10 protein-coding genes are annotated in these 19,281 nt (G+C 72.8%); 5 read left to right on the forward strand and 5 right to left on the reverse strand.

The window, feature by feature from the left end:
* Positions 1-64: 64 nt before the first annotated feature.
* The 5 genes from OG456_RS22055 (at position 65) to OG456_RS22075 (ending at position 9,295) form a co-directional block, all read left to right on the forward strand.
* Positions 65-808: a methyltransferase domain-containing protein gene (locus tag OG456_RS22055; RefSeq protein WP_266563600.1), complete on the forward strand. Its 744-nt coding sequence runs from the start codon at positions 65-67 to the stop codon at positions 806-808.
* 33 nt (positions 809-841) lie between these two features.
* On the forward strand, positions 842-1,666 hold the full coding sequence (locus OG456_RS22060) for a TylF/MycF/NovP-related O-methyltransferase (RefSeq protein ID WP_266563602.1): 825 nt from the start codon (positions 842-844) through the stop codon (positions 1,664-1,666).
* Between the two features lie 197 nt (positions 1,667-1,863).
* On the forward strand, positions 1,864-5,373 hold the full coding sequence (locus OG456_RS22065; protein ID WP_266563604.1) for a bifunctional glycosyltransferase/CDP-glycerol:glycerophosphate glycerophosphotransferase: 3,510 nt from the start codon (positions 1,864-1,866) through the stop codon (positions 5,371-5,373).
* Positions 5,370-8,132, forward strand: a complete 2,763-nt coding sequence (locus OG456_RS22070; RefSeq protein ID WP_266563606.1) for a CDP-glycerol glycerophosphotransferase family protein — start codon at positions 5,370-5,372, stop codon at positions 8,130-8,132. The genes OG456_RS22065 and OG456_RS22070 overlap by 4 nt, the downstream gene beginning before the upstream one ends.
* A complete protein-coding gene (locus tag OG456_RS22075) occupies positions 8,129-9,295 on the forward strand; it encodes a glycosyltransferase (protein ID WP_266563608.1) in 1,167 nt (388 codons plus the stop codon). The genes OG456_RS22070 and OG456_RS22075 overlap by 4 nt, the downstream gene beginning before the upstream one ends.
* 24 nt (positions 9,296-9,319) lie before the next feature.
* On the opposite strand, the gene OG456_RS22080 is transcribed toward OG456_RS22075, so the two are convergent.
* The 5 genes from OG456_RS22080 to OG456_RS22100 all read right to left on the reverse strand — a co-directional run bounded on the left by OG456_RS22080 (position 9,320) and on the right by OG456_RS22100 (position 18,903).
* Positions 9,320-11,533 (reverse strand): bifunctional glycosyltransferase family 2 protein/CDP-glycerol:glycerophosphate glycerophosphotransferase, encoded by a 2,214-nt coding sequence (locus OG456_RS22080; protein ID WP_266563610.1) that lies wholly within the window; start codon positions 11,531-11,533, stop codon positions 9,320-9,322.
* Positions 11,534-11,682: 149 nt separating this feature from the next.
* Positions 11,683-12,564, reverse strand: coding sequence for a carbohydrate ABC transporter permease (locus OG456_RS22085; RefSeq protein WP_116512686.1), 882 nt, complete (start codon positions 12,562-12,564; stop codon positions 11,683-11,685).
* Entirely contained in the window at positions 12,561-13,919 is a 1,359-nt protein-coding gene (locus OG456_RS22090) for a sugar ABC transporter permease (RefSeq protein ID WP_323136346.1), read from the reverse strand. Before OG456_RS22090 ends, OG456_RS22085 begins: the two co-directional genes overlap by 4 nt.
* A gap of 9 nt (positions 13,920-13,928) precedes the next feature.
* The gene (locus OG456_RS22095) at positions 13,929-15,332 is read right to left on the reverse strand and encodes an ABC transporter substrate-binding protein (RefSeq protein WP_266563612.1); all 1,404 of its coding nucleotides are present in this window, start codon (positions 15,330-15,332) and stop codon (positions 13,929-13,931) included.
* A 211-nt stretch (positions 15,333-15,543) separates the two neighbouring features.
* Complete coding sequence (locus OG456_RS22100; protein WP_266563613.1) at positions 15,544-18,903, reverse strand: FHA domain-containing protein; 3,360 nt, start codon at positions 18,901-18,903, stop codon at positions 15,544-15,546.
* Positions 18,904-19,281 lie beyond the last annotated feature (378 nt).

The raw sequence follows: 19,281 nt of genomic DNA on the forward strand, positions 1-19,281 counted from the left end.
CCCCGCGCGGACATGCGCGTTGAAAAGCCATCAAGTCACCCCAACCCTCTTGATGGAGGCCGTCGTGCACCAGTCCGCGTACGAACAGATGGAGCTCTGTGTCCGGAGCTACCTGCCGCGCGGGCGGCGGCTGCGGGTGGTCGATCTCGGGGCGCGGGTGTCGGACGGGCAGGTGCGCACACACAAGTCGCTCCTGGAGGGGTACGACACCGAGTACGTCGGCGTCGACGTGCTGGAGGGGCGCAACGTGGACGCGGTGATGGCGAAGCCGTACCGCATCCCCCTCCGCTCGAACAGCGCCGACTTCCTCATCTCCGGCCAGGCCTTCGAGCACATCCCGTTCTTCTGGGCGTCGATGCTGGAGATCGCCCGCGTCCTCAAACCGGAGGGTACGGCGTTCATCACCGCCCCCTCGCGCGGCCATGTGCACGACGCGCAGGACTGCTGGCGCTACTACCCGGACGGGATGCGCGCCCTGGCCGCGTACACGCGTCTCGAACTGCGGGAGGTGTACACCGACTTCCCGCCGATGAAAGGCATCCGGCATGCCTACGGCAGCATCGACGCCAAGCACGCCTACTGGGGCGACACCGTCGCCGTCTTCCGCAAGCCGGCCAAGTACCCGCGTCTGACCATGGCGTTCGTGCGCTCGACCACGCGCTGGTGGGCCAACCGTGTCGGCGGTGTCGACGGGGTGCCGCTGCCCGCGCCGCTCGCCGGACGGGAGCAGTGCGGTCGCCCGTCGGCCATTCCGAGGCCCGCGGGCGTATCAAATGGTCGGAAAATTCCGGCGGTTGACGAAAAGTGACATGCGGAATATCACGGACGTAAGGTGCCGTGCATGGCATGGCGAAGCGACGTGAATGGCGTCATCAAGCAGCTCACCGGTTACCACCTGACCCGCGTACCGGTGCCCGCTCCCCGGCAGGCCGCCCGCGCGCTCGAGTCGGTGCCACCGGCCCCGGCGTCCAAGCCGAAACCCAAGGGCCTGGTCCTCCCCGAGGACTACGACGACGAGGCGAAGGACATCATCCGCGCGGTCAAGCCGTACACGATGACGTCCCCGGAGCGGCTCAACGCCTTCATCCTCGCCACCCGCCACATCGTCAAGCACGACATCCCCGGCGACATCGTCGAGTGCGGTGTGTGGCGTGGCGGTTCGATGCAGGCCTGCGCCAAGGCCCTTGTCGCGCAGGGCGACACGGGACGCGACCTCTACCTCTTCGACACGTACGAGGGCATGACGCCGCCCACCGAGGAGGACCTCAGGCGCGACGGGAAGTCCGCCGAGGAACTGCTCGCCGCCCAGGGCAAGGACCGCCCGATCTGGGCCGTCGCCACCCTCGACGACGTCAAGTCCGGCTTCCGGGCCGTGCCTTACCCCGAGAACCGCCTCCACTTCGTGCAGGGCAAGGTCGAGGACACCGTCCCTGGGCAGGCCCCGGAGCAGATCTCGATCCTGCGTCTCGACACCGACTGGTACGCCTCCACCAAGCACGAACTCGACCATCTATACGACCGGTTGGTGCCCGGCGGCGTCCTCCTCGTCGACGACTACGGCTACTGGCAAGGCTCCCGGCAGGCCGTCGACGAGTTCCTGGAGAAGACCGGCGAGCGGCTGCTGCTCCTGCGCATGGACGAGGGGCGCATCGCCGTCAAGCCCTGACCCGGCCCGCGACCCCCGACCCGTCCGATCCCGCGCAGCGCGGCCGCCCGCCGGCCCGCTGCGCGGGATCGTCTGCGTGATCACCCGAATGGCTCAGGCGTGGTGACCCGGATTCACAGGGCCGGTTGTTAACCAGTAGTCCCTCGCGGGTCGCGCAGCCGTGCCCGTCAGTACTCCGGAAGGAATGTGCGCAGCGCATGACACCCCGACTCACGGTCGTCGTCCCCATCTACAACGTCGAGGCGTACCTCGACGCCTGCCTGGAGTCGCTGGCCGCGCAGACCATGCCCGACCTCGAAGTCGTGATGGTCGACGACGGTTCCACCGACGGGAGTTCGGAGATCGCCCGCGCCATGGCCGGGCGCGACCCGCGCTTCAGTTACGTCGGGCAGGAGAACGCGGGCCTCGGAGCGGCGCGCAACGCGGGTGCGGCGCGGGCCACGGGTGCGCATCTCGCCTTCGTGGACAGCGACGACGTGGTGCCGCACGACGCGTACGAGCGCATGCTCGACGCCCTGGAGGAGTCGGGCTCCGACTTCGCCACCGGCAATGTGCACCGGCTGCGCGTCGACGGGACGACCGAGCAGTCCGCCATGTTCCGCAAGGTGATGGGCAAGGACCGCGCCGCCACCCACGTCACCCGGCAATGGGACCTGCTCGGGGACCGCATCGCCTGCAACAAGGTGTTCCGCAAGGACTTCTGGGACCGCCACGCGTTCGCGTTCCCCGTGGGCGTGCTCTTCGAGGACACCCCGGTCGTGGTGCCCGCGCACTTCCTCGCCCGCAGCGTCGACGTCCTGTCCGGGCCCGTCTATCTGTGGCGCGACCGCGACGGCTCCATCACCAACCGGCGGGCCAGGCCGCGGGCCGTCGCCGACCGCACCGCCGCCGTCCGCTCGGCCAGCGGCTTCCTCGGGGACAGGGCGCGCGAGACGGCCGGCACCCCTCAGGCCGCCGGCTGGGCGGAGGGCAAGCGGCGTTACGACGCGATGGTGCTCGCCGGGGACCTGTGGCTGTTCATGGAGGCGCTGCCGCTCGGCGACGCCGAGTACCACGAGGCCTTCCTCGACCACGCCAACTCCTTCGCGGACACCGTCGACCCGGCCGTCCTCACGGGCCTTCCGTTGGCCCTGCGCGTCAAGTGGCAGCTCATCCAGGAGCGCCGCCTGACCGAGCTGCTCGCGTTCATGACGTACGAGAAGAGCCACGGCACGACATTCCTGGCGCGCGGGCCGCGCAGGAGCCGGGCGCAGTTCCCGCCCGTCACCGGGCCCCTGCCGCGTGGCGTGACCGCCCTCCGGCGGGCCGATCTGCCGCTGAAGTCGCACATCACCGAGGCGTCCTGGGACGAGGACGGACGGCTGCGGCTCAAGGGGTTCGCCTATGTACGGAACCTGCCGGCGGGCCGGGTCGGGGCGCACGCCAAGTTCGCGTGGCTGCGGGCGGGCAAGCGGCGCGCGGTGCCCCTGAAGGTCCGTACCGTCCGCTCCCGCGAGGCCACCTACCGCTCCAAACAGGGGCTGCACAGTTACGACCGGTCCGGGTTCGAGACGGTCATCGACCCGGCCCGGCTCGTCACCAAGCGGCCGAGCACCACCTGGAACGTCGAGATGGCCGCCTTCGGGGGCGGCCTGCTGCGCACCGGGCCCGTGCGGATGGGCGGCCTCGCCGAGCTGCCCGTGCGCTATCTGGACGACTTCCTGCGCATCGCGCCCCGGCTCAGCGCGGGCCGGCTCCGGCTGCGGGCCGAGCGTGTGAAGGCCCGGCTGGTGCGGCACGAGGAGTTGGGCGGCACCCTCAGGCTGGAGGGTGAACTCGCCCCCGGTGCGCCCGCCGACCTCAAGGCGCTGCGGGTCGAGAACTGGCACACCAAGGAGGCGTACGACCTCGCTGTCGAGCGCTCCGGGCGCGCCTTCGCCGCCGAACTGCGCCTGGAACTGATCGCGGGCGCCGGAACCGACGACTCCGGTGCGCCCCGCAAGACCGACCCGTGGGGTGTCGGTCTCGTGCGCGGGGACGACGAGTGGTCGGCCCTCGCGGTCCGCCCCGACACCCCGGCGGGCCGCCACCCCCTCGGCGCCGGGCGCGAACTGCTCGTCCTCGCCAACGCCGCCGGGAACGTGGAGCTGCGCAACCAGACCGTACGGCCCCTCGTCGACACCCTGACCTGGGACGAGGACGGGCGGCTCGCCGTCGGGGGCAGCTTCCCCGACGAGTCCGACACCGCGTGGGAGCTGCTGCTCCAGCACAGCGGCCACGACGAGATGGCCGTCCTTCCGGTCGAGGTGGCCGACGGGCGGTTCGGCGCGGCGCTGTGTCCGGACGCGGTCGCGGGCCCCGCCGGAGTCCTGCCGCTCGCCGAAGGCCGCTGGTACCTGTTCCTGCGCGAGCCCGGCGGTACCGACCCCGGCCGGTACCGCCAGGTCCATGTCGCGCCCGCCCGACACGAGAGCCTGCCCCTCGTACGCGCCCTGAGGGGCCGGGACTTCACCGTCGGGCGCCGCTACTACGACCGCCTCGTCATCGAGTCGGGGTCCGTCCTCGCCGTCACGGAGCGCGGCGGCGCCCAGCAGGGCGCGTTGCGCACCCGCTACGCGTCCCTGCGCGTCGAGCCCCGCACCGACACGGTCCTGTACTCCAGCTTCGACGGCCGCCAGTGCTCGGACTCGCCGCGCGCCGTGCACGAGGAGCTCGTCGCCCGCGGCGAACCCCTGGAGCACCTGTGGGTCGTGCGCGACCAGCAGGTCACGGTGCCCGCGAGCGGCCGGCCCGTGGCCCTGTGGAGCACCGAGTGGTACGAGGCGCTGGCCCGCAGCCGCTACGTCGTCACCAACACGCAGCTGCCCGACTGGTTCGAGCGCGCCGAGGACCAGTACGTCGTACAGACCTGGCACGGCACCCCGCTCAAGCGCATCGGCCGCGACCTGGCGGACAGCCCGTCCGGGGACCAGCGTTACATCGCCACGCTGCCGGAGCGTGCCGCGCAGTGGAACCTGCTCGTCTCCCCGAACCGTTTCTCCACCCCCGTCCTGCGGGGCGCGTTCGGCTACCACGGCGAGGTCCTGGAGTCCGGCTACCCGCGCAACGACCTGCTGCACGCGGCGGACCGCGCCAAGGTCGCCGCCGCGGTCCGCGAACGCCTCGGCATCCCCGAGGACAGGCGCGTCGTCCTCTACGCCCCGACCTGGCGCGAGAACCAGCCGCGCAGGGGCGGCCGTTACGGACTCGACCTGCGCCTGGACCTGGCGGCGGCCCAGCGCGCCCTCGGCGAGGACCACGTCCTGCTCGTGCGCCGCCACTACCTGGTCGGCGGCACCGTCCCGGGCACCACGTCCGGTTTCGTGCGCGACGTCACCCGCTACCCGGACGTGGGTGAACTCCTCCTGATCAGCGATGTGCTGGTGACCGACTACTCGTCGCTGATGTTCGACTTCGCGCAGACCGGCCGCCCGATGCTGTTCCACACCTACGACCTCGACCACTACCGGGACACGCTCAGGGGCTTCTACTTCGACTTCGTCGCGCAGGCGCCGGGACCGCTGCTCGCCACCGGCGAGGAGGTCGTCGAGGCGCTGCGCGACCCGGTTGCCGCGACCGCCGGGCACGAGGAGGCCTACCGCCGCTTCCGCGAGGTGTTCTGCGACCTGGACGACGGGCGCGCCGCCGCCCACGTCGCCGACGCCATGCTGCCGGGAGGCCGCCGATGACCACCCCCGAGGCGTACGACATCAGCTGCGTCGTCGTGTGCGGCGCGGACGCCGCCGCCCTGCGCGCCACCGTGCGTTCCGTGCTCGACCAGACGCTGGCCGGCACCGAGGCGGTCCTCGTCACGGCCGGGGCGGACGACACGGCCGCGTCGCTCGCGGCCGCCGATCCGCAGCGGATCCGGCTCGTCCACGCGGGACCGGAGAGCCCCGCGTGCGTCCTGCGCGACCTGGGCCTCGCCGCCGCCCGCGGCCGGTACGTCATGGTCGCCGCCCCGGGCGAGCGGCTCGAACGGCACGCCTGCCGCAACCTCTTCGAGGCGGGCCGCCGCACGGACGCCGACCTGGTCGCGGGCCGCCGGGACAAGGCACCCGCCTGGCACAAGGAGCTGCACGCCAGGTCCCGCGTCGTCGAGGACCTCGCGGACGCGCCCGAACTCGTCACGCGGGACAGCCTGAGCGGCGGGTTCTGCGTGCGGCGCGGCCTACTCGGCGCGCTGTCCGGCGCCGGGCGGGCCCACTTCGGCGTGCGGGCCGCGCTCGCCGCCCGCAGCATCGCTCTCGTCCCGAACCTGATCACCACCGGATGCGCCCCGGCCGACCCGGTACGGGACCTGCCCCGCGCCGCCGACGCCCAGCGCGACACGCTGGAACTCCTGCACGGCGACGACGCCCTGCGCGCGGCCCGCGAGAGCGCCTTCCTCAGCGACCACGTCATCCCGTGTGTCCGCGCCTTCCTGCCGCTCGGCCCCGACGACCGCCGCGAGGCGGCGGACACCCTCGCCAGGAGCCTTTTCAGCCTCGTCACCCCGGAGGCGCTGGGCGCGCTGCCGCCCGTCGAGCGCATCGGCGTACGGCTCCTCACCGACGGCGACGCGGACGGCGTGCAGGCGGCCGCGTACGCACTGGCCCGGCCGGGCACCGTCGTCTCCCCGCTCGTCAGGACGCGTGACGGGCGGGTCCGCTGGAGCGCGGAGCACGCCGACGACGACACGTTCGACGTCACCGAACTCGGCCACCAGTACCGGCAGTTCACCGACCTCCGCCTCCTGAACCGCGTCACGCACTGCCTGCGCCAGGGAGCGGTGCTCGCCGTCGGGGGACGGCTCGTCGTGCCGCTCGGACTCCTCGACGACCGGCCCGCGCTCGCCGCCCGGCTCGACCTCTCGGTGCGCGGCGGCCGCGCGCACACGCTCTCCGTGCCGGTGCGGGACGTACGCCAGGAGGACGGGGGCGTCGTGTGGCGGGCCGAGCTGCCCCTCACCGGCGCGCTGCGCCCGCGCGGCATCGGCGACCGCGTGTGGGACCCGCGGCTCGTCCTCACCGTCGACGGCGTCCCCGTCACCACCGACCTGCTCGCCGACAAGTCGGCCGTCCCCACCCGTGCCACCGCCCTGCCGGCCCGCCCCCTCCTGACGCGCCTCACCGGCGATACCTGGCAGCCCTACGTCACGGCCACGCAGCACCTGGCCGTCTGCCTGCTGCCCCGCCGCCGCGCGGCCCGCGCCGCGCAGGCCCTGGCGCACTACGTCACCCACTTCAGGCCCGCCCGCAAGCTGAAGCCCGTACTCCGCACCCTGCGCAGGAAGCGCGAGGCCCTGCACTCCCAGCGCGTCAAGCTCCGCGTGTACCGGCGGATCCTGTCCCAACTGCCCGTCAGCAGGGGCCTCGTCGTCTTCGAGAGCCACATGGGCAAGTGCTACGGGGACAGCCCGCGCGCCGTGCACGAGGAACTCCTCGCCCGCGGGGCCAGGGTGCGCTGCGTCTGGTCGTACGCCACGTCGCCCGCCGGGTTCCCGGACGGGGCGCGGCTCGTGCGCCGCTGGTCCTGGCGCTATCTGTGGGCGCTGGCCCGCGCCGAGTGGTGGGTCGACAACCAGGGGTTCCCGCACGCCCTCGACAAGCCGCGCCACACCACGTATCTCCAGACGTGGCACGGATCCGCGTACAAGCGCATGGGGTTCGACGAGGCGCGGCACAGGACGCGGAACGCGCCGGAGCGCGAGAGACTCCGGCGCGCGGTCGGCCGGTTCGACCACTTCACGGTCCGCTCGGAACACGACGTGCGGACCCTCGCCCGCGCCTACCGCATCCCCGAGGAGCGGCTGCTGCGCGCCGGCTACCCGCGCAACGACCGTCTCGTCGAGGCGCGCGAGCGCGACGAGCGCGAGGGCCGCTTCCCGCGCCCGCCGCTCGCCACGCAACTCGGCATCCCCGACCACCGCACGGTCGTGCTGTACGCCCCCACGTTCCGCGGCGTACCGAAGAAGGGACAGGTCGTACAACTGCCCCTCGATGTACGGGAATTCGCTGAGCGGTTCGGTGACACGCACGTGCTGCTCGTGCGCGCCCACTACATGGAGGCGGCGAGCCTGCCGGTCACCCCTCCCGGCACCGTCGTCGACGTCTCCGGCCACCACGACGTGAGCGAACTCCTCGTTCTCGCCGACGTGTTGATCACCGACTACTCGTCGATCATGTTCGACTACGCCCTCCTCGACCGGCCCCTCGTCCATTTCGCGCCGGACCTCGACGCCTACGCGGCGGACCGCGGCACCTATTTCGACCTGCGCAAGCGCGCCGGCGGGCCCGTCATCGAGACGCAGGAGGAGCTGCTGCGGACCCTCGCCAGGCTCAAGAAGGCGGACGGGGAGTGGCAGGCGGCACGCCGCGCGTTTGCCGCCGAGTTCGGCTCGTACGACGGCGGCGGCGCCGCCCGCGCGGCCGCCGACCTCATCCTCGGGAAGAAGGCCCGCGCATGACCTCCACGACTGCCCCGCGCAGCACGGGCCGCGACCTCTTCCTCGTCGCCAACACCGTCGACGAACTGGGCGGCGTCACCGCCTGGACCCACCAGATGGCCCGCCTCTTCCAGGGCGCGGGCCACCGCGTGCACGTCATCGGCGTCCACGAGGCGGAGCTCAAACTCACCCTCCCCGCCGACCTCGGCTACGAGGTGACCAGCCTCTACCCCGCCCACCCTCCGACCCCAAGCCCCGTGCGCGGCCTGAACCGTCTCAGCCCCGCCGCGCACCGCCGCGAGGGCCGGCGCCTCGCGGACCTCGGGCGCGCCGTCGCCCGGCTCTCGGAGCTCTTCCGGGCGGCCCGCCCCGGCGCCGTCGCCGTCGTCACCCAGGTGTGGCCCATGGAGTGGCTGCGCGAGGCGGACACCGCGGGCCTGCGGATCATCGGCATGAGCCACGAGTCGTACGCCTACACGCGTGCCTGCCACCGCTACCGCTCCGTCAAGCGGAACTACCCGTCCGCCGACCGCTGGCTCGCCCTCACCCAGGAGGACGCCGACGACTGGATCGCCGACGGCATGCACAACGTCGGCGCCATGCCGAACGCCCTCGCCCACCTCCCGGAGATCCCCTCGCCGCGCACCGCGAAGGTCGTGTGCAGCATCGGCCGCCTCGCCGACCAGAAGGGCATCGACATGCTCGTCGACACCTGGGCCGAGGTCGCCCCGCACCGGCCCGACTGGACCCTGCGGATCTACGGCGCCGGATCCGACGAGCCGGACCTGCGGCGCCAGTGCACCGAGCTGGGCCTCGACCGTTCCGTGCAGTGGATGGGCCGCACGGACGACGTGGCGGGCGCGCTCGCAGAGAGCGCCGTGTTCGTCCAGTCGTCGCGCGGCGAGGGCTTCCCCCTCGCGCTGATGGAGGCCATGGCGAGCGCCGTGCCGTGTGCCGCGTTCGACTGCGCGCCCGGTGTCCGGGAGATCGTGTGCGACGGCGAGGACGGGCTCCTCGCACCTCCCGGCGACACCGCGGCGCTCGCCGACCGCCTCCTGCGCCTCACCGGCAACCCGCGGCTGCGGGACGCCATGGGGGAGCGGGCCAGGGTCAATGTGCAGCGGTTCTCCGAGGAGCGCGTCCTGGAACGCTGGGAGGAGCTGTTCGCCCTGCTGGAGCGGTGAGGCCCGGGCCCGCGCCTTCGGGGCTCAGGAGCGCGGGCCGACCGGCTCACCCGCGGGCGCCCGGCGCGGCCCGGCGAGCGACACCTCGGGCAGGGACCGCGGCTCCTCGCCGAGCACGACGTGCCGCACGACCCGCTCGGCCGCCCGCCCGTCGTCGTACGGGCAGAACCGCTTGCGGAACGCGGCCCGCAGCTGCGCCGAGCGCGAGCCGCGCCAGTGCCCGGTCGCGAAGATGTCGATCAGCTCGTCCTCGCTGCGGGCGACGGCGCCGGGCGGGGACGCGCGCAGGTCGAAGTACGTGCCCCGCGACGCCTCGTACGCCTCCCAGTCGTCGGCGTGGATCACGATGGGCCGGTCGAGGTTGGCGTAGTCGAACATCAGGGACGAGTAGTCGGTGACGAGGGCGTCCGCCGCCAGACAGAGCGACTCGACGCTCGCGTGGCCGGAGACGTCGATGAGGCGCCCGGCGCTCTGCGCGAGAGGCGCCGGGTGAAGCGGGTGGGCGCGGGTCAGGACGACGAAGTCCGTGCCGAGCCGGCGCAGCACCCGCTGCAGGTCTAGGGCGCAGGTCTGGGTGCGGCGGTAGTCGCGGTGGGTCGGCGCGTACAGGATCGCCGTCGCGCCGTCCGGGATGCCGAGGCTCTCGCGGGCGCGGGCCACGTCGCGCGAAGTCGCCCGGTGGAACGCGTCGTTGCGCGGATACCCGTACTCCAGCGTCGTGTACGCGGACGGGTAGACGCGCTCCCACACGAGGGTGGAGTGCCGGTTGGCGGACAGGACGTAGTCCCAGGTGTCGACGGAGCGCAGGAGCCGGCCGAAGTCCTGGCCGCGGGCCGCCGCCGGATGGTCCTGGAGGTCGAGGCCCATCTTCTTCAGGGGTGTGCCGTGCTGGGTCTGGATCACGACCTGCCCGGCGCGCTTGACGAGCCTGTGGTCGAAGTCGACGTTGTTGACCAGGTACTTGGAACGGGCCAGCGCCGTCCAGTAGGCGGCGGTCCCGGGCCTCAGGGCGCGCGTTCCGGACGGCAGGGTGTGGTGGTGCTCGGGCTCGGCGATCCACGCGGTGGCGATGTGCGGCGCGTACGTGCGGAACGCGGACTCCAGGGCGCCCGGGTTGCAGCCGTGGCCGCGCCCCCCGTAGCTGGAGAACACGGCACGGTCCGCACGCACCGGGAGGCGCAGCTGGACGCGGTAGTGCGCCTGGAGGGCGGCCGCCCGGGCCGCGTGCCGCAGCCGGCCCGCGAGCCCCCGGGCCCGCCGCACGCAGCGCATCGCCGCGGCCAGCGACCGGTACGTGCGATGCGAGCCGAGCCGCACCAGGCCGTGCCGGAGACGGTCGCGGGCGGCGACGGGCGCGCCGGGGACGCGGTAACGCCGGTAGTGCGCGCGGGCCCTGCGCAGGAAGTCGGGGCGGGAGCCGCGCGGCAGCCGGTCCGGATGCGTGAACACCGTGGCGAGGTGCTCGACCATCCGCCGGAACAGCAACGGGCGCCACGCGTCCGAGAGTTCGGGGTGGACGTCGAGGAACGCGAAGACACGGTCGTACTGGTCGAAGACGTCGAAGTGCTCGCGGGACGTGGTGCCGAGGATGTTGCCCCGGCGGCGCTGGCGGTAGTGGACGCAGACCCGGTCGAGGGTGGCGATCGTCCGCGCCGACATCAGGACCGGATAGGTCCAGGGGGTGTCCTCGTAGTAGCCGGGCGGGAAGACGAAGCCCTGCTCCTCGACGAAGGCGCGCCGGTACGCCTTGTTCCAGGCCACCATGAGGAGTTGGAGGATCTCGGGCCGGTCGGCGAGCGCGAAGGGGGCCGGTCCGTCCTGCGTGAGACGGTCCGCGTACTGGTTGCGCACGGCCTCGCCCGTCCAGTACGTGCGGGCGTAGTCGTAGACCAGGACGTCGGGGCCGCCGGTCGCCTCGATACGGTCCGTGATCGCCTGGAGCGCGCCCGGTGTGAGGGTGTCGTCGCTGTCGAGGAAGAGGACGTAGTCCCCGGTGGCGTGCTCGAGGCCGGCGTTGCGGGCGCGGCCCAGTCCCACGTTCTCCCGCAGATGCAGCGTCCGCACCCGCTCGTCCCGTGCCGCGAACTCGTCGGCGATCGCGCCGCTCGCGTCCGGCGAGCAGTCGTCGACCGCGATCACCTCAAGATCGGAACATGACTGTTCCAGGACGGATTCGAGGCACGCGTGCAGGTAGGCCTGCACCTTGTACACGGGGACGATGACACTGAACCGGGGCAAGGCACATCCATGGGTCGACACGGGGCATACTGCCCGGCAACGGCCGATGGAGTGATCCGGTTACGCCAGTTGTGGCATACGGGGGACCCGGGCAACCGAAGAGGGGCGAACCGTGACCGGTCCGCCCCTCAATTCGCCTGCGGATGCGCCTATTTCACCGCTCCTGCCATCACACCGGACACGAACTGCCGCTGGAAGGCGAAGAACACGGCCAGCGGGATCACCATGGAGATGAAGGCTCCGGGCGCCAGGATCTCGATGTTCCCGCTGAACTGCCGTACCTGCTGCTGGAGTGCGACCGTCAGCGGCTGCGAGCCGGAGTCGGAGAAGATCAGCGCGACCAGCATGTCGTTCCACACCCACAGGAACTGGAAGATGCCGAGCGACGCGATGGCCGGTCCGCCGAGCGGCAGGACCACCGTCGCGAAGAGCCGCGCCTCTCCCGCGCCGTCGAGCCGCGCCGCCTCCAGGAGTTCACGGGGGATCTCCGCGAAGAAGTTGCGCAGCAGGAAGATGGCGAACGGCAGCCCGAAGCCGACGTGGAACAGGATGACGCCGATGATGCTGCCGAAGATGCCGATCTTCCCGAAGAGTTCGGAGAGCGGGATCAGCGCCACCTGCACCGGCACCACCAGCAGCCCGACGACCGCCATGAACCATCCGTCGCGGCCCTTGAAGTCCATGCAGGCGAAGGCGTATCCGGCCATCGACCCGATGATCACGACGAGGAGCGTCGCCGGGACCGTGATCCAGATCGTGTTGAACAGGGCGTGGGTGATCTCGTCCTTCTCCAGGAGCGACTGATAGCTCTTGGTCGTCAGCTGGGCCGGGGCGGTGAAGACCTTCCACCAGCCCGACGCGGCGATGTCCGTCGGATCGCGGAACGAGGAGACCAGCAGCCCGAAGGTCGGCACCAGCCAGAACAGGCCGACCACGAGCAGGAAGGCGCGCAGCGCGCCGCCCGCCGCGCCGCTCGCGATCCGGGCGGCGAGCGAACGCTTGGCGCGCACGGACGTGTCGAGTGCGGTCACCGCTGACGCTCCTTCCGCAGCCGGCGGATGTTGACCCACATCACCGGGAGGACGAGCAGCAGGAGCAGCACGCCGATGGCGCTGCCCGCGCCGAAGTTCCCCTGGCCGCCGAACGCGGACAGGAACAGCTGGAGGGCCAGGACGTTGGCGTCGTCCTGGGACGGCTGCGGGGCGATGATGTAGATCAGGTCGAAGATCTTCATCACGTTGATCATCAGCGTGACCAGGACGACGGTCAGGACCGGCGCGAGCAGCGGCACGGTGACCTTGCGGAACACCTGCCACTCGTTCGCCCCGTCGACGCGCGCCGCCTCCAGGAGATTACGGTCGATGCCCGCGAGCCCGGCCGCGATCAGGACCATCGCGAAGCCCGCCCACATCCAGGCGTACGCGCCGATGATCGACGGGGTCACCAGGGCCGGGCCGAGCCACTCGACGCCGTTGTAGGCGGTCGCGAAGTTCGAGCCCGGCAGCCGGAGTTGGGCGCCGTCCGCCGCCTTGGGCAGGGTGAAGGTACCGTCGGCGCCGCTGGTGGTGGACGCGACGACCTTGCCGCCTCGCACCGCCTCCACCTTGACGCCCTTCAGGGCCTTCTCGCCCGCGTCGACGGCGCCTTTCGTGCCGCCTCCGCCGAGCTTGAAGTCCAGCCAGACCGTGCCCGTGACCTTGTCGCCCCCGGTGCTCGCCGCCTTGGCGTCCTGCGGGCTGCCCGGCACCTTGTCGGGCGCGATGCCGACCAGCGGCAGGAACGCCGGGGTGCCGGCCTGCGCGGTCCGCTTCGTGGTGAACGACCCGCCGCCGGATGCCTTGAGGTCACTGCCGATGGCGGGGCGCGCCTTCGGGTAGACGGAGGCGTCGGTGAACGCGTCGTGCACGGACGTGACGATCGCGTTGGCCGCGCCCTGGTTCGGGTCCTGCTCGTAGACCAGGCGGAAGATGATGCCCGCCGCCAGCATCGAGATCGCCATCGGCATGAAGACGATCAGCTTGAACGCCGTGCCCCAGCGCACCCGTTCGGTCAGCACGGCGAAGATCAGGCCGAGCGCCGTGCACAGGGCCGGTGCCACGGCCACCCAGATCGCCGTGTTCCTGACCGCGATCAGCGTCTGGTCGTCACGGAAGATGTCGACGTAGTTGTCGACGCCGACGAAATGGGAGCCGCCGGAGTCGTAGAGGCTGCGCCAGACCGAGTACCCGATCGGGTAGACCACGAGCGCGCCGAGCAGGACGAGAGCGGGCAGCAGAAACAGCGCCGCCACCCACGGCCGGGTCCCGATCACGCTCTTGCGCGGTGTTGCGGACGGCGCCGGCGGCAGTGCGCCGGCGCCCCCCGCCTTCGCCACGGAGGACGACATACCGCGCCGTCAGCCGTTCTTGTACGCCTTGGCGGCGTCGGCCTCGAGTTGGCGCTGGGTCCCGGCGACGTCCTTCGGGTTCTTCAGGAAGTCCTGGAGGGCCTTCCACTCACCGACGCCCTGCGTGCCGCCGAACGCCGCGGGCGCCTGGTCGGACATGTCGAAGCGGAAGTCGTCGCCCGCCGCGAGCAGCGCCTTCGCGATGTCCCGGGTGACCGCGTCCTTGTACTTGGAGGTGTCCATCTCCTTGTTGGGGGAGATGTAGCCGCCCTGCGCCGCCCAGATCTCGGCCGCGTCGGTCGAGGAGAGGAACGTGACGAGGGCCTGGGCGCCCTTGCCGCCCTTGAGGGCCACGGCCACGTCGCCGCCGCTGACCACGGGGGCCTTGTCGCCGACCGCGGGGAACGGGAAGACCTTGGCGTCCGTGCCGACCTTGGCCTTGGTGTCCGCGTTGATGTTGGCGGTCACGAAGTCGCCCTCGTAGACCATCGCGGCGGGGTTGTCACCGGAGAACGTCTGCGTGACGGACTTCGGGAACTCGGTGCCGAGCGCGCCCTTGCGGCCGCCCGCGATCAGATCGTCCTTGCCCCACAGCTGGGCGAGCGTGGTCAGCGCCTCCTTCACGGAGGGGTCCGTCCACTTGATCTTGTGGGTGGCGAGCTGGTCGTACTTCTCCGGGCCCGCCTGGGAGAGGTAGATGTTCTCGAACCAGTCCGTGAGCGTCCAGCCGTCCGCGCCGCCGATGGAGACCGCGGGGGAGCCCGCGTCGGACAGGGTCTGCGCGGTGGACAGGAAGTCGTCCCACGTCGCCGGGGTCTTGGAGATCCCGGCCGCCTCGAACGCGGCCGTGTTGTACCAGACCAGCGACTTGTTGGCGGCCTTCACATAGACGCCGTACTGCTTGCCCTTGTACGCCCCGAGGTTCTTCCACCCGGCCGAGAAGTTCTTGTCGACCTGGGCCTGTGCCTCGCTGCCCAGCGGCTTGATCCAGCCCTTGTCGGCGAACTGGTGCAGCACGCCGACCTGCGGCAGGAACGCCACGTCCGGCGGCTTGCCGCCCTCGATCTTCGTACTGAGGAACGTGGCGGTGTTGTTGCCCGTCGGCACGAAGTTGACCTTGGCGCCGGTGCGCTTCTCGAACTCCTTGAGGACCTTGGTGAAGTTGTCCTGCTCCGGCCCGGTCCAGACGGCCGCGACCTCCAGGGTCTGCCCGTCGAGCTTGGGAAGCTGGACGGAGGCGCTGCTGCTCTCGCCGCCGCTCTTGTCCTTGCCGGCCTTGTCCTTGCCGTCCCCGCCGCCGCAGGCGGTCAGCGTCAGCGCGAGAGCGCCCGCGGTCAGAGCTGCCGCTGCGGCCTTCGCTGCCCCGGACGTCCTGGACGCCCTTGATGTCGTGCGTGTACGAATGCTGCGCATCGCTGCCCCGTTCTCGTCCTGAACGCTGAACGTACGCCCCGAACGCTGAACGTACGTATGTGCGCTGTCTCGTGGCGTCTGGTTCTACGCCCGGCCGGGGACACCCGGCAAGGGCGCCTGCAGGGTCAGCTCGAAGATCGTGACGGGGTCGTGATGTCGGCCTTGAACATGGCGAGTTGGGAATTCCCGGGCCGTCCCGCCGGGTGTGCCGTCACAGGAGGGACGGCACCTCCCGTGCCGCGACGGAACGGGCGGCCCGCTCCAACGCGCTGGCCAGCAGGGCGAGATCGGTCGGTCCGTTCCCCAGCTCCCGTACGGGGCGCCGGGTCGGCGGGTCACCCATCCGTGTCCAGTCGAGCGGCACGACCGTGGGCCGCTGCGTGGCCGTACGGGGGATGCGCCCCGTGACCCGGCCCGCCTGGAACGCCAGCTCGCGTCCGTCGGCGCCGGAGAGCCGGCCGCGGCCGGGCGCCGGATCGTCGGGACCGGCCGACGGGGCGTCGAGCACGACCCGAAGCGCCACGCCCCACGCCGGCTCGGAACCGGACGGGCGGGCCGCGACCAGATGCACCCCGAGCCGCTCGCCGTCCCGGACGACGGCCTCCAGGGCCCGTACGACGGATCCCGCGGCGGGCCGCCCCGGCGAGCCGAGCGGAGGCGAGAGCAGCGCGTCCAGGTCGTCCACCAGGACGACGAGCCGGGGCAGGGGCGGCGCCGGGTCGGCCTCCTGGCGGGCGGCGGCGGGCCGCAGGCGCATGGTCGAGCTGGGCGGCGCCTCCAGGTCCCCGGCGCCCTGGTCGGACGCGCGGGGCGGCGCGGGGCGCTGGGAGACCATCCGGCCCGACACCTCGCGCTGGGTGTGCCACTCGGCGAAGTGCTGCCGCCCGAGCAGCTCGGCGCGGCGCTTCAGCTCAGCGGCGAGCGACTGGGCGAACTCCCGCATACGCACCGGGTCGTTGGCCGCCAGGTGGGTCGTGACGTGCGGCAGGTCCGTGCAGACGCGCAGTCCGTCGCCCCGGTCGGCGCCGCCCGTGCCGTCCCGGCCGTCGACGAGGACGAGCCCGAGCCGGTCCGGCCGCTCGGCCGCCGCGAGCGAGGCGGCGATCGAGCGCAGCAGCTCCGTACGGCCGCTGCCCGCCGGGCCCTCGATCAGAAGATGGGGGCCCTCCGCGGCCAGGTCCACGACGACCGGGCCGCGAGGCCCGGCGCCGAGCACGGCCCAGGCGCGCCCGCCGAGCGCCTCCGTGTCGTCCCCGGCGGCGGCCCAGCGGGCCATCAGGGACGCGGGCGTGGCCCGCGCGAGACCCAACTCGTCCAGCAGGCGGGCGATTTGGGGCAGGGGGGCCGAGACCCTGGGGTGCGGCTCGCTCGGGCCGCTGTCGGTGCGCAAGGGGGCGAGGGCCCGCGCGAAGCGCTCGGCCCAGGCCGCCGACACCGCGTCGATCGCGGCGACCGTGCCGTGCCCGACGACCTGGCCGTGGGACGTCCGCAACAGCCGTAGCGCCGTCGCCACGTCCCCGCTGAGCAGCGCGACGGCGCCGCACGACTTGAACGCGGGCGACACGGCGCACGCCATCTCATAGGTCTGGGTGACCGGCGACGCGGGCGAGGACGAGGGGGCCTCGGCGAGACAGATGACGTGGATCCCGGCCCGGCCCCCTTCCGTCGCGAGCCGCACGGTGGCCTCGCGCAGCCCGGCCGACCCCGGGTCTCCGTCGACGACGAGAACGGTCAGCGGGCCGGTCCAGCGGTGCCCGGCGCCGGGTCCCTGTGCCGGCCCGGGCGGCCAGGTCTCCTCCGTGGCGGGGTGCCCGGCGGCGTACTCCGACGCGCGCCCGGCCCGGTCCGTGGTGGGCCTGAAGTCCCCGTGGCCGTCCGCCACGGCGTCGGACCGGCCGCCCGCACCCTCGTGCCCGTACGGCCCGGGCGCGGTCATCCGGCCACCGCGCTCCCCGGCGTCGGCGGCCTCACCCGAACGGGACCTCGGCACCATGGGACCGAAGCCGGCCTGCTGCTGCCCCGCGCGGGCGGCCGCCGTCCCGGCGTCGGGGCGGCGCGCCTCATCCGCGATGTGGTCGTCGAGGCGGCGCAGGAGCTCGCCCGTACGGGCCACCGCCTGCTCGCGGTCGTACGCCAGGAGGAGGCGGCAGTCCTGGCCGTGCGCGGGACGCAGATGGGGGAGCCAGCCGAGCCAGGACCACTCGGCCGCGCGGTCCTGGACTCCGCGCGACCGGTCCGTGCTGACCAGGACGATCTCCAGCACGTCCGGCGAGTGCAGCGCCGCGAGCTGCGCGACGACGGAACGGGCCACGCCCGACAGCCGCGCCCGCGGCCCGGCGAGACCGAGCGCGCCCGCCTCCCGCAGCCCCACCGTCACCGGCACGCCGGGCAGCAGCCCCGTGCGGTCCGGGGACGTCCGGTCGTCCGTGCCCAGCCGCACCGCGAGCGCCTCGGGGTGCTCGGGGCCGCGCTCCCAGAGCCGGGGCCCCGGGCCGAGCGCGGTCAGCAGCAGCGCGGCGGCGTCGGGCCACGCCTCGGCGGATCCCCTGGAGGAGGGGGAGGCGGGCGCGAAGGTCTCGGGGACGTGCGGCGGCTCGCCGCCGTAGGCGCCACTGTCGTACGGGGACAGGCCCTCGCCCGTGCGCCCGCCGGCCAGGCGCCGTGCCCAGGCGCCGAGCCCGCCGCGCCTGCGCTGCTCGCGTGGCACGGGCGTCCCGCGCGCGGGGGTGAAGGGCGGCGTGCTCTCGACGGCGGGCGGCCCGCCCTGCTCGGGCACGAGGGGGCCGGAACCGGCGGCGAGCGCGGCGGGCCCGTACGTGTGCCGGGTCTCGCCCGCGAGAGCGGGATCGGCGGAGGGGTCTTCGCAGGCGCCCGAGTCCGGGGCCGTCACGCGGACGTGGCCCTCGCCGTCGGGCGCCGTTCGCAGCACGGGCCCTGAGGACCCTGAGGAACCTGAGAAACCGTTGAAAGCCGAGGAACCCGCGGCACCCTCGAGGGCCAGCCGCAGAGTGGACTCGCCGAGGCGCAGGAGGGCGCCGGGGGCGAGCCGGGCGGGGCGGTCCCCGACGGGGCTGCCGTCGACCGTCGTCCCGTTCGTCGAGCCCAGATCCGTGACCGTCACACGGCCGTCGGTGCCGAGCGTCACAGCGCAGTGCATCCGGGACACATCGGGGTCGTCGAGCGCGACATCGGCGTCCGCGGAGCGGCCCACGCGGATCTCGCCGCCGTGCAGCAGATGCACACCGCCCGCGTCGGGCCCCGCCACCACATGGAGCTGCGCCGCGGCGCCCTCGATCTCGGGTCCCGGCTCGGCGGGAACGCCCAGGGACAGCACGGCCCCGTCGGTCAGCGGCGGCTCGCCCAGCGTGCACCGCTGCCCGTCGAGCCGCTCGGGTCCCGCGTAGAGAATCGCCGTGCCCTCACCGCCGGCGACGGCCGCCACCAAGGCGGAGGCCACCGCGGCGAGCGCGGTGCCCGCCGGGGCGGTGACCAGCACGTCGCACGACGCCGCGCGGCCTTGCGGGTCGGGGCGCGTCCCCAGGGGGTCTACGACGGTCAGCCGGATCTGCATCGCGTCAGCGGTCCCTTCTGCGCGGGCGCCCGGGAAGGGGCTGCACCGCGGTCACCCCACCGCAGATCCCCCACCGCACAACGGGCACGTAGGCCAGTACGAGAGGCATCCTCGCACTTGCCAACGACAACACGCCCGTCGGCCACCCGTAAGTGATCTTGATTGGTCGGCTCTGCCCGCAAAAGTGCCTGCATGACGCCGCTTGGGACCGCTCACGTCCTTGCCGGTGGCAACCAACAGCCCACCCCGAGCGTCTTTCCGTCGAACGCGGCTCCGGCGGGCGGGGGAGGCGCGGAAGATCAACAGACAGTGGGTTGTTCGACGGCACTACAGTGGGTCGGAACACCCAGGAACGAGCAAGACCAAGCAGTACGCCAG

Source organism: Streptomyces sp. NBC_01446 (genome assembly GCF_026340095.1).
GTDB classification, from domain to species: Bacteria; Actinomycetota; Actinomycetes; order Streptomycetales; family Streptomycetaceae; genus Streptomyces; species Streptomyces aureus.